9 protein-coding genes and 1 pseudogene are annotated in these 14,104 nt (G+C 73.8%); 3 read left to right on the top strand and 7 right to left on the bottom strand.

Features of this window, described 5'->3' with window-relative positions; translation table 11 throughout:
• The first annotated feature begins 21 nt into the window (after positions 1 to 21).
• A complete protein-coding gene (locus tag QHG49_RS05775; protein WP_301487557.1) occupies positions 22 to 1,860 on the top strand; it encodes an HEXXH motif domain-containing protein in 1,839 nt (612 codons plus the stop codon).
• A gap of 71 nt (positions 1,861 to 1,931) precedes the next feature.
• Here the strand turns inward: QHG49_RS05775 and fxsT are convergent, their stop codons facing one another.
• The 3 genes from fxsT to QHG49_RS05760 form a co-directional block, all read right to left on the bottom strand.
• Positions 1,932 to 5,900 (bottom strand): FxSxx-COOH system tetratricopeptide repeat protein, encoded by a 3,969-nt coding sequence (gene fxsT, locus QHG49_RS05770; RefSeq protein WP_301487555.1) that lies wholly within the window; start codon positions 5,898 to 5,900, stop codon positions 1,932 to 1,934.
• A gap of 273 nt (positions 5,901 to 6,173) precedes the next feature.
• Entirely contained in the window at positions 6,174 to 7,619 is a 1,446-nt protein-coding gene (locus QHG49_RS05765; protein ID WP_301487553.1) for a hypothetical protein, read from the bottom strand.
• Positions 7,620 to 7,789: 170 nt separating this feature from the next.
• Positions 7,790 to 8,098: a trypco2 family protein gene (locus QHG49_RS05760; protein WP_145491674.1), complete on the bottom strand. Its 309-nt coding sequence runs from the start codon at positions 8,096 to 8,098 to the stop codon at positions 7,790 to 7,792.
• A gap of 217 nt (positions 8,099 to 8,315) precedes the next feature.
• On the opposite strand from QHG49_RS05760, the gene QHG49_RS05755 reads away from it, so the two are divergent.
• Positions 8,316 to 9,005, top strand: a complete 690-nt coding sequence (locus QHG49_RS05755; RefSeq protein ID WP_186337973.1) for a chaplin — start codon at positions 8,316 to 8,318, stop codon at positions 9,003 to 9,005.
• A 119-nt stretch (positions 9,006 to 9,124) separates the two neighbouring features.
• Here the strand turns inward: QHG49_RS05755 and QHG49_RS34045 are convergent.
• Both QHG49_RS34045 and QHG49_RS05750 read right to left on the bottom strand, forming a co-directional pair.
• A pseudogene (locus QHG49_RS34045) lies at positions 9,125 to 9,280 on the bottom strand (hypothetical protein); the annotation flags it as partial.
• 268 nt (positions 9,281 to 9,548) lie between these two features.
• Positions 9,549 to 9,968 (bottom strand): hypothetical protein, encoded by a 420-nt coding sequence (locus QHG49_RS05750; RefSeq protein ID WP_301487549.1) that lies wholly within the window; start codon positions 9,966 to 9,968, stop codon positions 9,549 to 9,551.
• Between the two features lie 184 nt (positions 9,969 to 10,152).
• Between QHG49_RS05750 and QHG49_RS05745 the strand changes: the two genes are divergently transcribed.
• Complete coding sequence (locus QHG49_RS05745) at positions 10,153 to 12,255, top strand: tetratricopeptide repeat protein (RefSeq protein WP_301487547.1); 2,103 nt, start codon at positions 10,153 to 10,155, stop codon at positions 12,253 to 12,255.
• On the opposite strand, the gene QHG49_RS05740 is transcribed toward QHG49_RS05745, so the two are convergent.
• Both QHG49_RS05740 and QHG49_RS05735 read right to left on the bottom strand, forming a co-directional pair.
• Positions 12,213 to 12,806, bottom strand: a complete 594-nt coding sequence (locus QHG49_RS05740; RefSeq protein ID WP_301487545.1) for a hypothetical protein — start codon at positions 12,804 to 12,806, stop codon at positions 12,213 to 12,215. The two genes, QHG49_RS05745 and QHG49_RS05740, sit on opposite strands and share 43 nt — an antisense overlap.
• Positions 12,803 to 14,026 carry a hypothetical protein gene (locus QHG49_RS05735; protein WP_201300711.1) on the bottom strand — a complete coding sequence of 408 codons (1,224 nt, stop codon included), beginning with the start codon at positions 14,024 to 14,026 and terminating at the stop codon, positions 12,803 to 12,805. The genes QHG49_RS05740 and QHG49_RS05735 overlap by 4 nt, the downstream gene beginning before the upstream one ends.
• Positions 14,027 to 14,104: the final 78 nt, after the last annotated feature.

Below are 14,104 nucleotides of genomic sequence, written 5' to 3'. Positions count from 1 at the left end.
GCAGGGTGCAGTGGGGGACACGTGGCCGCTGACGCCACGACGACGGGGGAGCATCTGCCGTACCACCGGCTCTCGGCGGCCGGCGTCCGGGCACTCGCATCCGGCGAGGGCGACGGCGCGGTCATGGCGGAACTGCTGCGCGCCGAGCGCAGCCGCCGGCTTCTGCTGCTGCGGGCGCTGCGCAACGGAGCCTCCCCGAAGGACACCGGCCCGGACGGCACGGACGCCTTCGCGCAGGGCTGGGAGCTGCTGGAACGCGCCCAGCGACACGCCCCCGAGGTGTGCGAGGACCTGCTGATGTCCCCGAACACCGGCATGTGGGTGTCGCTCGCGGTGCGCCGGATCAGGGGCCGGGTCTACGAGGACGCGCCGCACTGGGTGGTCATGGGGCATCTCGCCGCCCTCGCGGCCGCCGCCGCGGCCCGGGCCGGGCTGGACTTCGGCATCACCGTTCCCGTGCGCCGCGGTTTGGTGCCGCTGCCCACCCTGGGCTGTGCGGTGCTGCCGGACCCCGGTCCATGGGGCACCGCCCGGGTCACGGGGCGCACCGGCCGGGTGCGCGTCACCGGTGCGGGCGGTGCCGTAGAGGTTCCCGCCGACCCGGACCGGCGCGCGCCGGACTGGATACCGGTGCGCCGGACGACGCTGGGGGCCGGGGACCGGACGAAGACCCTGGTGCTGGAGGAACTGGACCCCTACCGCACGTTCCCTCACCCGAGCGAGCCCAGCCTGCTGCCCCCGGTGGAGGCGGCCTACTGGGAGGCATCGCTCGCCGAGGCGTGGGAAGTGCTGCTCCGCGACGATCCGGAGAGCGCCGAGGCGATGCGCCGGGGCCTGCTGTCGGTGGCGCCGACCCCCGTGAGAGAAAGGTTTCGGCCGCATAGCAGCACGGCAGGTGACGCCTTCGGCGGTGTCACCGCGTCCCGCCCGGACGACGTCGCCCAGCTCGCCGCGACCCTCGTACACGAGTTCCAGCACACCAAGCTCGGCGGGCTGATGCACCTGGAGCCGCTGATCGAGCCTTCTGCTGCACCCGAGACGCCCGAGACCCTGCTCTACGCCCCCTGGCGCGACGACCCCCGCCCGCTCGGCGGACTGCTCCAGGGCATCTACGCCTTCTTCGGCGTGACCCGCTTCTGGCGTGCCCACCGCGACTCCGCCGACCCGGGCTACGCGCCCCTCGCCCACTTCGAGTTCGCGCTCTGGCGCGGCCAGGTGTGGGCCGCGCTGAACGCGGTGGGCGGACACGAACGGCTCACCCCGCTCGGCCGGTACGTGGTCGAGCGCCTGACCGAACGCTGCGCCGCGTGGATGACGGAGGAGGTGCCCGCGACACCGCTGCGCCTGGCCGAGGAGGCGGCGGCCGACCACCGCGCCCGCTGGCGCGCCCACCATCTGCGCCCACCGGCGAAGGCCGTCGAGGAAGCGGTCCGCGCCTGGCAGCGGGGCGCCGAAGAACCGCCGTCGGCCCTCGCGGCGGAACCCCTTCTGGTCCCTGACGAGGGGGTCCGCTTCTCGGACGGCACCGCGGTCCTGGCCCGCCACCACCTCGGCGACCCCGGCGGAGCCTGGCGGCGCCCCGGCGGTGTCGACGGCGCCGACCCGGCCGAGGTACGGCTGCTGCACGGTGCGTACGCCGAAGCCCGCGCGGCGTTCGCCGACCGGCTGTCGGCCGAGGGGGCGCCGGTGTCCGCCTGGGCCGGCCTCGGCCGCGCCCTCGCGGCCGACCCGGCCCACCGGGCCGCCGCCGGCCTCCTTCGCCACCACCCGGAGCGGGCCCGCGCCGTACAGGACGCGTTGGCGGCGAGGACCGGCCGCCGCGCGGACCCGGTACGCCTCGCGGCCTGGCTGGCGGTCTGACATCGGGCGGCACACGGCCCCCGAATACGACTGGCCGGGGGCCGGCCGGACGGCACGGCCCCCGACTCCCGTCACAGCGGCAGCGGATCGATGTCGCAGTTGGCCCGCCCGCGGTCCCGGAACTGCACCGTCGCCGGGTGCCGCGTCCCCGAGTCCGACTGGAGGCGCGGGGCGTCCAGGACGCGCTCCATGCGGATCAGCGTGTCCTCGCGCAGCGCCGCGCACTCGGCCTGGGCGCCGGTCGCGCGGAGGTCCAGGGACAGGTTGGCGGCGCAGGCGAGCGTGGTCGGATGGTCCTCGCCGAAGGAGACCCGGCACAGGGCCAGCGCCTCCTCACCGCGTCGCCGCGCCTCCTCGTGCCGGCCCATGGCGGCCAGGTCGCTGGCCAGGTTGATGGCGCAGACGAGGGACAGGGGGTGCGCCGCGCCGAGCCGGTCGGTGAGCGAGGCGAGCGCCGCCTCGTCCAGCCGCCGCGCCTCCTCGGGCTGCCCGAGGAGGCGCAGGGTGACGGCGAGGTCGATGTCCGCGGACAGGACATGCGGGTGGTGCGGGTCGTAGATCTGCCGGTATCCCTCGCACGCCTTCACACCGCGTGTCCGCGCCGCCTGGAGATCGCCGTTCTGCCGCAGCGCGATCGACAGGGCCAGCGCCGAGGCCAGCGACTGCGGATGGGTCTCGCCGTAGCGGCGGGTGAACTGGCCGTGCGCCTCGGTGGCCAGCTCCAGCGACCGCGCGTGGTCGCCCGCCTTGCGGTACGCCTCACTGAGCTGGCGCTTGGCCTCGACCGTGGTGGGGTTGTCACGGCCGAACACGTCCTGGCAGGCACTGAGCACGGACTCCTGGAGAGAGCGCGCCCCGATGTAGTCCCCGGTCTCGCGGGTGTCGATCGCGACGTGGTTCTCGGAGTGCAGGGTCCGCCGGTCCTCGCGGCCGTACAGCCGCATCTTCAGGCTCAGCGTGCGCAGGTCGAGTTCGAGCGCCCCCTTGAAGTCACCCACCAGACGCAGGCTCACACAGAGGTTGTGCGCGACGTTGAGCGTCGTCGGGTCGTCCTCGCCGAAGGCCCGGTGCGCCCGTTCGTACGCCATCCGGTCCAGCTCGGCGCCGGTGGCGAACCTGCCCTCCACGCGCCGTACCGCCGCCTCCAGCTGGATCGCGTCCAGCGCGTCCTCACGGTTGTCCTCGGCGTCGGAGGGGGCGGTGCGCTCGTACACCTCCCGGAGGTGGCCGACCAGCCGCGCCGCGTCGTCGAACCGGCCCACCACCCAGTACATGAAGCAGAGCCACTGCCCCATCAGCAGGGTCTGCTGGTCCTCCTCGCCGAAGATGTCCAGCCAGGACTTCCACGCCTGTTCGGAGAAGTCGAGCGACACCTCGTGGTCGCCCCACCAGTACAGGTACTCCGCGATGTTGCGCACCAGCTGCCGTACCCAGGGCTGGTCCGACTTGATCGCGCCCGCGGCGATCACATGGCTGTACAACTCCGCGTACCGGGGCCAACTCGCCGGTTCCATGGGCGCCTTGGGGTCGGCGGCGGCCAGCAGCGTATGCGCACCGTGCCGCATCCGCGCCTGCTCCTGGGGCGACATGCGGTTGTTGAGGACCAGCTGCACCAGGCGGTGCATCTCGATGGAGTTCGTACGGTGGTCGATCCGCGCCAGCGAGTACCGGTTGACCTCCCTTATGGCGCGGGCGAGCCGCATCGGGTCGTTCAGCGCGGCGTCCAGCTCGGGGAAGATGCTGCTGTTGCCGAGGCCGGAGAAGATCGAGCGGGAGATCGGGTCGGGCGCGAAATAGGAGCACAGCTGGAGCAGGCGCAGGGCGGCGGGGCTGCGGGTCTCCAGGTGGTCCAGGGAGACGTTCCAGGCGGCGGCGACGGGGAGTTGGTAGTCCGGCGGCGGGGCCACCTCCAGCAGCTCCATGCGCTTGTTCTCGAACAGCCGCAGGTACTCGGACGCCGGCATTCCCGTCTCGGCCCGCCAGGCCGCGGCCTGTTCGAGGGCCAGCGGCAGATCGCCGAGCGCCTCGGCCAGCGCGTCGGCCTCCTCCTCGCGCAGCGGCGGCCCCGAACGGCGCAGCAGCTCCTTGCTCTCCTCCCGGGTGAACACGTCCACTTCGAGGGAGCCGCCCACCTGCCCCCAGCGCCGGTTGCGGGAGGTGACGAGGATGGTGCCGTGGCCGCCCTGCGGGAAGTAGTGGCGCACCTGTTCGGGGTTGTCGGCGTTGTCGAAGATGAGCAGCCAGCGCGAGTAGGGCCGGCCCTCGCGCAGCGCCTCCCGCACCGCCGGGCCCGCGATGTTGGCCTCGGTGGTGGTCACCAGGCCCAGCCGCTGGGCCAGTTCCACCAGCGCCTGGCCGATCTGGCCGGGCCGCTCGGAGGGGATCCACCACACGATGTCGTACTCGGACTGGTGCCGGTAGGCGTACTCGATCGCGAGCTGGGTCTTGCCGACGCCGCCCATGCCGTGGATCGCCTCCGGCAGCACCGTGGTGGTGCCCTCCCGCAGCCGCTGGTCGAGCAGCTCCAGCAGCTCGTCGCGCCCGGTGAAGTTGGGGTTGCGCGGCGGCAGGTTCCCCCAGACGCGCGGCTGTGCGGTGCGCTCTCCCTCCGCGGTGTCCTGAGGCGGTGTCGGCATCGATGAGGCTCCTTCGGAAACGGTCCGGGATTCCGGCCCGGCGGCGGGCCCGTCCGCGTCGGGGACCGAGGCGGACGGCGCGGATCCCGTGGATGTGCGGCGCGTCTTTTCCAGGGTGAACTTCTCCAGGCTGACCGCGTAGCGCCGATCGTGCCAGCTCAGCACCCTGGCCAACATCGCGGCGCGCTGGTCGTACCGCCCCGACAGGGCGCGCAGCGCGGTCAGCTCCACCCGGAGGAAGACGATGTTGCGGCTGTCGACGCCGGGCATCGCCAGCGTGTCCAGCGGTTCGTCCGGAGCGGGCAGCAGGGAACGGGTCGACTCGTCCCCGGCCAATAACCCCCGGACGTCGTACAGCACCCGCGCGGTGGCGCTGCGGCGGCCCAGCGCCAGCAGTTCCTCGCGGACATCGGGCGCGAAGTCGAACACCACGTCCGTCGGGCCCTCGCCCCGCGCCGGTACGGGCCGTACCAGACCGCTCATCAGCAGCTCGGAGACATGCACCGGGCCCGCGTCCGGGGTGGCGGCGACGAGCGCCCGGATGACGGGCAGGCTCAGCGGCGCGGCGGCCAGCCGGGTCGCCAGCGTGAACGCCGTGGGGCTGGCCGCGGCCCGGAAATCGGAGACACGTTCGGCGGCGGGCACCGGGCTGTGCGGGTCGGGCACGTCCTGCGCCCAGGGCAGGGCACGCGCCGCGTCGGGCCTGCTCTTCCACTCCCGCGCCTGGACGGCGGCCAGATCCAGCCACTCGGGTTCGCCGGACACCAGCCGCAGCAGCACGGCCGCCCACCGCTCGGACAGCGCCAGCACGGGTACGACGACGGGGGCCGCCGCCTCCGCCTCCGCGTCCCGTCCCCCGCCGTCCCCCGAAGCGGCCGGAGCCTCGCGCTCGGCCCAGCTCCAGGCGCTGTTGGCCGCCCAGGGGCGCGGCGAGCGGATCCGCACCCGGTACACGTCGAGCCCGGTGCGGAACCACAGGTGCGGGGAGAGCAGATGGGCCACGGCGACCGGCTGCGCGCGCCCCCATGCGCGCAGCAGCGGATGCACGGTGCCCAGGCGCCAGCCGGTGGCGATGCCGTCGGTCAGCACCAGCACCACCCGGCGGGTGCCCGGGTCCGGCGCGCCCAGCGGCTCCTCGGCGCGCGTCTGCGCCGGGTCCGTCTCGTCGGTGCCCAGCAGCCGTACCACCCGCACCCGGGTGAACCGCCCGGCCCGCTCCAGCTCCTCGACCAGATCGCCCCGCACGGCGCCGTCCCACACCCGCATGGTGGGATGCGCGTCGACGACGAGCACCGCCTCCACGGGATACGGCCCGCTCTCTTGGCCGAGCCGGCTCAGCACACGGGCGGCCTCCCGGCGGGCCCGCGCGGCCTTGGCCGGCCGCTGTTCGTCGTCATCGTGCATGGGGGCTCTCAAGGCGTCGTAGTGACGGTGAGAGGGCGGTGGAGTCCCGCAGACTCCAGGCATGCGTGACATCCACGCACCAAGCCTTGCAGCGTGGGCACCCCCGAAGCAAGGACGCACGGAAGCACGCGGACGGTGTACGCCGCAGCATGGCGGAAGCAGGGCGGCGGACAGCGAACGGACCCGGGCCGGTGGAATCACGCCGGTGCATGTCGGGCACCCCCACTCACCACGCGCGGACGGTCGGTGGACACGCGGAGCGGGCCGGCCGCCTCACGGCTTCACCGGCACGTGCGCGGGCCCCGGCGGCTCGGGCTTGCGCTCCGGATCGTCGAGCAGGATCGCCAGATGGCGCCCCACATGGTTGTCCCACCCCTCCGGCCCCATGGCCAGTGCCTCCTTGCGCCAACGTCCGGTCCGTTCCAGCAGCCCGGCCAGCCCCCGGTCCTGCACGATCTCGGCCGCCGCCTCCTTGAAGGCGGGATCCGAGCAGTCCCCGCGGTGCCAGAGCATGGCCGGGACCCCCGCGCGCAGCCCCGCCAGGTACTCCTGGCGGCTGGTGGCGGAGTCCGAGCCGGGCGGCTCGCTGAGGACCAGGCAGACGGCCTGCTCGTCCTCCTTCAGCTCCCGCTCCAGATGGAAGTGCGAGTGGCCGGGGCGGTTCCAGTACGAGTGCGTCTCCGCCGGACGCTCCTTGAACTGGCGCCACTTGTTGTGCCAGGGCCGGTGCCACGCGGCCTTGCGCAGGCGTTCGAAACTGCGGATCAGGACCGTGTAGTCCATCACCAGGGGAGTGGGCGAGGCGGAGTCCGCCTCCTTGTGCCACCACTCGACCGGTTCCCCCAACAGCTCCCACGGGAGGATGAATTCGAGTACGACGGGTTGCCGCAGGTCCGACCAGCGTTCCTCGGTCTGCTCGATGAGCGTGTCCACCTCGGCCGGCAGGTCGTCGCGGTGCAGATGCAGGGTCTCGCCCGGGACGGGGTGCCAGCTCTCCGCGTCCGACTGGCGCCAGTGGGACAGGTAGTACCGGTCGGGGTCGACGCCGTCCGGCTCGAACTGGATCATCAGATAAGCGGGCATGAGCGAGGCCGGCTGATCGGTGACGCTCTCGTGCTGCCACTCGGCCATCTGGTCCTCGAAGCCCCAGGTGCGGGCCTGCCCGCGGTTCCAGCGGCGCAGCCGCTCGGCGGCCTCCCGCAGCCCGTCCTCGACCAGTTGGTCCGCGGCCAGCGACAGGAACGCCATGCTCACGGGCAGTTCCCGGGCTGCCGAGTTGCCGCCGGCCAGGCGTAAGAACACCGCCCAGCCGGTGTCGCACCAGGCGGGCAGCTCCTGGGTGCGGGAGCGGCTGGCCCGGCGCGCCATCGCCGCGAGCGCGGCGGCGGAGCGCAGTTCCATCAGGTCGGGGCGCAGCGGGTGCAGATCGGCGCCGTCGAAGAAGTCGACCGCCTCCCACTCGTCCACCAGGCGGCGCAGCGCCAGCACGGTGACGGACTGCTCCTCCACATAGCCGAGGCAGCGCACCAGGCAGGGCAGCCCGTCGGGGATCCGCGCGCACACCTCCACGAGCTGGAGCAGATACGGGCGCAGCGTCCTGTTCTGCAACGGCTCGACGGGCGCGCCCAGTTCCTGGCCCAGCATGGTCACCAGCAGGTCGGCACTGGTCGGGTGCCGCAGGGTGACCGATTCCTGGAGCACGTCGACGACCTTGGCCACCAATTCGTTGCGAACCCGCGCGGGGTTCCGCCCTTCCACCCCCGTGACCTCCGATCGTCACCTGCCGCCGGTTCTCTCCCACTGGCGGTGCCGACCAGCGTACGGCCACGCGTCCCGCCACGTCAGGGTGTCGGGACAGCGGAACGGCCGTACCGCCGCGGCGCTCGTCGTCAGCGTTCGCCCTCTTCTTCCTCCCCCGAGATCAGCACCTTCACCTGTGTGCCGTCCGGCGCGACGAGTTTCGGGTGCAGGGCGAGGCGGACCCGATGGGTGCGCGAGGACTCCGACTGCCCCTCGGCACCGGCCTCCACCACCCAGAACCGCACCTTGCCGCCCGCGCCGCCCTTGCGGCTCACCACGACATCCGCCTCGATCTCGACGGCCCCGAGCTCGAACCGCACGACCCCGGACGGACCTTCGCTCAGGGCGGCGTTCAGCTCCTGGCCCAACTCCCTGATCATTTCCGCCAGTTCGATCACATGGCGATCCTATCGGGAAAGGGGGTCCCGTGGAGGGTGAAAGGGCGTTAGAACGCCTTCTTCCTACGACCTGACATCCATAGTTGAGTGCCGCGAGGGGCAGCGATCGTGGCATATACCGGCCGAATGATTGACAAGCCATAACTCACTTGTTTTTCCCGGCGTTCACCCTCGTGCGGGCGAGTGCCCGCGTTCAAGTCTGGAAGGCAGGGAACCGATGAAACGGGTCACCCGAAACGGTGTGATCGCCCTCGCGGCCGCCTCGGGCGCGATCGCTGTGGCGGGGCCGGTGTACGCCGACTCCACGGCGGACAGCGCCGCGGTCGGCTCGCCGGGGCTGATCTCCGGCAACGGGATCCAGCTCCCGGTCCACGTTCCGGTGAACGTGTGCGGGGACACGGTGAACGTGGTGGGGCTCCTCAACCCCGCGATGGGCAACAGCTGCGCCAACACGGGCGGCGGCGCCACCAGGGGCGGCTCCGCCAACGGGGGCGGGGCCACGGCCGCCGGGGCGGAGAAGGGCTCGCCGGGCGCGGTGTCCGGCAACGGCATCCAGCTGCCGATCGATCTGCCGGTGAACATCAGCGGCGACAGTGTCAACGTGGTGGGGATCCTCAACCCCGTCTTCGGCAACCACTCCGAGAACACGTCGAGCACGCACGGCACGCGGCCGGTGACGCCGCCGCGGGTCACCCCGCCGAGGCACACCGCGCCCCCGGCCCACCCGCAGCCGCACGTGCCGCCCGCGCGCACGGCCCCGGAGCCGCCCGCGGCCGCGCACCAGCCGACGGGCACCCTCGCCCACACCGGCGCGGACGGCACCCTCACGGCCGCCTTCGCGGGCGCCGCCTCGCTGGTCGGCGGCGCGGCCCTGTACCGGCGCTTCCGCCCGGGCGCCACGCGCTGATCCCCACCGCCCGGCACGGCGGGAAGGCCCCGTGGGACCCGTCCCACGGGGCCTTCCCGCCAGCGGTGGAGACGACGGTCGTACGACGGCCCGTCGCCCTCCCGCCGCGAGCCCGCCGGGAACGCCACGCACGCGACGATCGCCACGGCCCAGGAGAGCGTGACCGGACGCAGGCCCCGGCCGAGCCCGCCCCGCCCGGTCGGATCGGCCATCCGGTCCGCGAGGGAGGCGCCGAGCGGGCGCGTGACGACGTACGCCGCCCGGAACGCGGTCACCGCGCCGAGGACACCGCCGCGACGAACGAGCGCCGGAACCGAGATGGCGACCGCGCACAGGACGGCCGGGCCCAGGTGCCCGAGGCCGGTGCCGGCGGTGAGATCGCCCGCCGCCGTGCCCAGGGCGAAGGCGGCGGGTACGGCCGCCCGGTAGAAGCCCTCGCGGTGACGAACGCGAGACCGCGGGGGCCGGACCCGGCACCTCGGCGAGGAGACCGGGGCCGGCCCCGCCCATGCCGGTGGTGAGGCGGTGCGACGCCCGTGGTGGTCAGCCGTCGGCCGGGGGCGTGCCGAAGGTCGTGCCCGTGAAGTCGCGTCCCTGGATCACGGGGGCCGAGAACGTGCCGCCCGAGATGGAGTTGTGGACGTCCCCGCCGGTGAGGGAGACCCGCCGGGCCGCCTCGTCCCAGCGCCGCAGCCGCTCCTCGAACTCCGCGTCGGCGGCGGCCCGTCGGGACAGCGCGCTGCTCAGCGCCCGCGCCGCCGCCGCGTCGCCCGGATCCCGGGCCAGCCTCGCCAGCTCCGCCTCTCCCGACCCCTCGGGCGCGGAACCCTCCGGGTCCACCGCGCCACCGCGCCGGAACGGGCGCCGTACCAACTCCCCGAGCGCCGTCCACGCCTGGCGGCCCAGCTCCCCGCCGGCCCCACCCGCCAGAGCCGTCAGCAGCCCCATCGACACCGGATCCATGAGCGAGGTCCCCCGTCCCGTCCCGTTCGGCTGGCCCCTCCACTGTGCGGGGTGGACGCGCCGCCTTCAAGAGCGCCCTGGGGCCCCGCGGTGGCCGGGAATGTGCGGCCGCCGCATACGGCAGGCCGTCTCAGGGGTAGAGCCCGGTGACAGGTGAATATGACAACGGGCGGGGGAGAAAAGGATGGGAGCGACAGGAGAGGGCGGCCGGGACGGCTCGGTCGGCAACAGCATCGCGAGCGGTACCTTCTCGGGACCGGTGGTCCAGGCCCGTGACGTCCATGTGCACATGCCGCCGAAGGAGTCCTTGCCGGTACCACGGCAACTCCTGCCAGTGCCGCACCACTTCACCGACAGAGCCGAGGAACTCCACGCCCTCAACGGCCTCTTGGCCAGCGAGGACGACCCGCAGACCGGGCCCCCGCTGATCGTGGTCAACGGCCCGGCCGGGATCGGCAAGACCGCCCTGGTCTCCCGCTGGCTCCGCACCCAGGAAGCAGCCTTCCCCGACGGGCAGTTGTACGCCGACCTGTACGGCCACGCCGCCGAGGGTCCCGCGGACCCGGCCGAGGTGCTCGGACAGTTCCTGCGCTCCCTCGGGGTCGCCGCCCCGCCCGCCGGACTAGCCGAACAGGCTTCGCTGTGGCGGTCGGTGACGGCGGGGCTGCGCGTCGCCGTCATGCTGGACAGCGCCTACACGGCGGCACAGATCCGGCCGTTGCTGCCCGGCGGTTCCGGCGCCCTGGTGGTCGTGACCAGCCGGCAGCGGCTGACCGGACTGCGCCTGGACGGAGCCGCGTTCTTCCGGCTGGACGCGCTCGATGCCGCCGCCGGTCTCGAACTGCTCACACGCGGTGTCGGCGAGGCACGCGTGGCCGGTGAACGCAGCGCCGTGGAACAGGTCGTCCAGCTGTGCGCCGGGGTCCCCCTGGCGGTGTGCCTGGCGGCGGCCCGGCTTGCCGCGCGCCCCCGGCAGCCCATCGCCGCCCTGGCGGATTCCCTCGCGCCGGACGCCGACCGGCTGGCCGCACTGGAAGTGGAAGGGGAGATCACGGTGAGCAAGGCCCTCGACGCGTCGTACGCGGTGCTCGACCAGCGTGCCGCACGCCTCTACCGCATGCTGGGCACGCTCCCCGTGCCCACCTTCGACACCCGCACGGCCGCCGCCGGGTGCGCCGAGAGCGAGCAGTGGGCGGAACGCCGGCTCGACGAACTGATCGAGGCCAACCTGGTCGAGGACATCGGCCCCGACACCTTCCGCTTCCACGACCTCGTCCGGGTCCACGCCCGCTCCTGCGCCGAGACCCACGACGGCGAGGACGCCCGGACCGAGGCGCTCAGACGCGTCGCCGACTGGTATCTGCGGACGACCACCGCCGCCGAACAGCTCATCACCCCGGCCCAGTTCACCCTCCCGCGAACCTACGCCCACCCGACCCCGCTGCCCGCGCCGTTCGAGGCGGAGAAGGGCGCGCTGGACTGGCTCGACGCCCACCGCCACCACCTCATGGCCCTGCTGCGCACCGCCGCCGGGCGCGCCTGGCACGCCACCGCCTGGCAACTGGTCGACGCCATGTGGCCGTTGTTCCTCCGGCTGCGCTACTACGACCTGTGGGCCGAGGCCCACACCATCGGCCTGGCGGCCGCCCGCGCCGACAAACACCCCGAGGCCGAACGCCAGATGCTCAACTCCGGCGCCATCGGCCTCTCCGCGGCGGGACGCGTCGAGGAGGCCGCCGACTGGTACACCCAGTCACTGGCCGCCGCCCGCGCCGCGGGTGACGTCCGGGACGAGGGACAGGCCCGGCTCGGGCTCGGCAGCTGCCGGATGGCCACCGGGCGGCTGGACGAGGCCGTGCGCCATCTGGACCTCGCCGTGCGGATCTGGGAGGAGTGCGGCTACCGCCGGGGCGTCGCGCTCGCCGGGATCCTGCTCGGCGAGACCGCTCTGCGCCGGGACGACCCGGTCACCGCGATCCCGCTCTTCGAGGAGGCCCGGCGGATCCTGATCGAGGTGGCCGACCCGCACGACGCGACCCGCGCCCTGGCCTTCCTCGGCCGCGCCCATGCCCAGGGCGGCGAACGCACCCTGGGCACAGATGAGTTGACCGAGGCACTGGAGGCGTTCCGCGCCTCGGGCGCCCTGCACTGGCAGGCCCGCACCCTGGAGATGCTGGGGCGCGGCGCACGGGAGCAGGGCGCCGAGACGGAAGCCGCCGAGTACCTGGCCGAGGCGCGCTCCCTCTACGAGGTCACCAGCCCCGCCGACGCGCGCCGCCTGGAGTGAGCGCACGCCCCCGCCGCCGTACGACCGCCCGCGGCGGCCTGCCGCAGGGGTCGTACATACGCCAGTTCGGCGAGGGAGCGGCCCTCGACCAGCCACGCGTGCAGACAGGAGGCCAGCAGCGGCTGGTCGGGACCGACCGCCTCCGCCACCATCCGCGGCCCGCCGCCCCGCCCACCGGCGGCCGAGCCCGCCAGGGCCAGCCAGCCGCCCCCGGACAGCGGCACCGCGGCGAGCGCGCACGACGGATGGCGCGCCGCCACCCGGGTGAGCCAGCGCGCGGCCGACGCCGGGGGCCGCGGCCGTACCCCGTACAGCACATCCGCACAGGCCAACCGGCGGTTCTCGGGGGCCGCATCGGCGTTCACGGCGAAGTGCTCGTCACCCTCCGTCAACGCCCTCGCCCCGGACCGGACGTGACCCGCCTCGGCGATCAGCTCCGTACCGGATCCCGCCGCCCCCATGCGCACCCGCAGCACCGGCCTCACCCAGGGGGCGGCTCCGGACGCCTCCCCGCCCGGGGACAGCAGCCGTACGACGACCAGGCCGCTCATGCCGGCACCTCCTGCCCCGCCGCCGGCCACGCGCTCAGCGGCGGCGGCGCCGGGAGCTGGGCCGTGACCGGCGCATGGGCGGGCTGTCCGAGCCCGAGGGTCCGGTACAGCAGCCGCCGCATATTGCGGTGGAAGCGCCCCGGTTCCGAGGTGATGCGGGCGCTGATCGCCGCGTACTCCTCGCGCCGGTACTCCGCCGCCGCGTACCGGAGCTGGTCGACCAGCGGATGCACCGGCGACAGCGCGGGTGCCGTCAGGGCGAGCGTGGCGGCCGGGGAGGCGGGGTTGATGTCCTGCGCCGGTGAGGAGGCGAGCAGGATCGGCGCCGGGGTGAGCGTCCCGTACAGGGTGACCGAGCCGTGGTCGCCGATGATCCAGTCCGCGGCGATCAGCACACTGCGCCACTCCGCCTCCGGCGGCAGCAGCGAGATGCCCAGCCGGGCACAGCGCCGCAGCCAGGACCGCACCTGCCAGGCGCCGTGCCCCGACCACACGTTCGGGTGGGCCAGGACGACGCACCGGTACTCGTCGCCGGGCAGTTCGGCCAGCAGCCGGGGCAGCAGCGCCTCGAACCGGCCGAACGAGGAGCGCGCGCCCCAGGTGGACGCGACCACCACCAGCTTCTGCGAGCCGCGCAGTCCGAGGGCCTCGCGGTAGCGCTCGCGCAGCGGCAGGCTCACGGACATCCGGTCGTACACCGGATCCCCGACGACGTGGGCGAGCGGCACCGCCTCCGGGCAGTGACGGGCCAGCTCCGCCAGATCGGCGTGGTGCGGCATGACCAGCGCCGCCGGTAACTTCCCGCCGGGCGCGAGGTCCGTCCGGCGCAGCCCGGCCACCCCGGGCTCGGTGGCCGACGGGACGAGCTTGAGGTACGCCGCGCCGTGCGGCAGCGTGATCAGCGGCGCCGACAGCCGCTCGACGCCCTTCGGACCGGCCGCCACCGCCACGTCGAAGGGCAGCCGGACCGCCTCCTCCCACGGCAGCACCGCGCAGCCGAGCCGCTCCAGATAGCGCGGCACCTCGTCGCCGAAGACGTGCGGCGGCGCCGTGAACGCCACCTGGACCCGGAAGTCGTCGTCCACCAGCGACAGGATGTCGACCAGTCGTTTCGCGTAGGTGATCGTGTGTGCGACGGTCAGGACGGTCTTGCGGCCGACCAGTGTCCGCCATTCCCTGCCGGTGGCCGATGGATCGGCCTGTGAACCCAATGCCGACACGATGTACCCCCGATGTGTCTCGTGAGTGCCCCTGCGGGCCGTTGCTCCGGCTCTGCCCGGCGCCACCGGACGAAAGCC

This window comes from Streptomyces sp. WP-1 (assembly GCF_030450125.1).
GTDB classification, from domain to species: Bacteria; Actinomycetota; Actinomycetes; order Streptomycetales; family Streptomycetaceae; genus Streptomyces; species Streptomyces incarnatus.
This window is presented reverse-complemented; position numbering and strand designations above follow the sequence as displayed.

What these genes read in the sequence shown, in the direction of transcription:
- QHG49_RS05745 (WP_301487547.1), top strand. Translation starts at nt 10,153, where the DNA reads ATGGGAGCGACAGGAGAGGGCGGCCGGGACGGCTCGGTCGGCAACAGC.
- fxsT (WP_301487555.1), bottom strand. Translation starts at nt 5,900, where the DNA reads ATGCACGATGACGACGAACAGCGGCCGGCCAAGGCCGCGCGGGCCCGC.
- QHG49_RS05740 (WP_301487545.1), bottom strand. Translation starts at nt 12,806, where the DNA reads ATGAGCGGCCTGGTCGTCGTACGGCTGCTGTCCCCGGGCGGGGAGGCG.
- QHG49_RS05755 (WP_186337973.1), top strand. Translation starts at nt 8,316, where the DNA reads ATGAAACGGGTCACCCGAAACGGTGTGATCGCCCTCGCGGCCGCCTCG.
- QHG49_RS05750 (WP_301487549.1), bottom strand. Translation starts at nt 9,968, where the DNA reads ATGGATCCGGTGTCGATGGGGCTGCTGACGGCTCTGGCGGGTGGGGCC.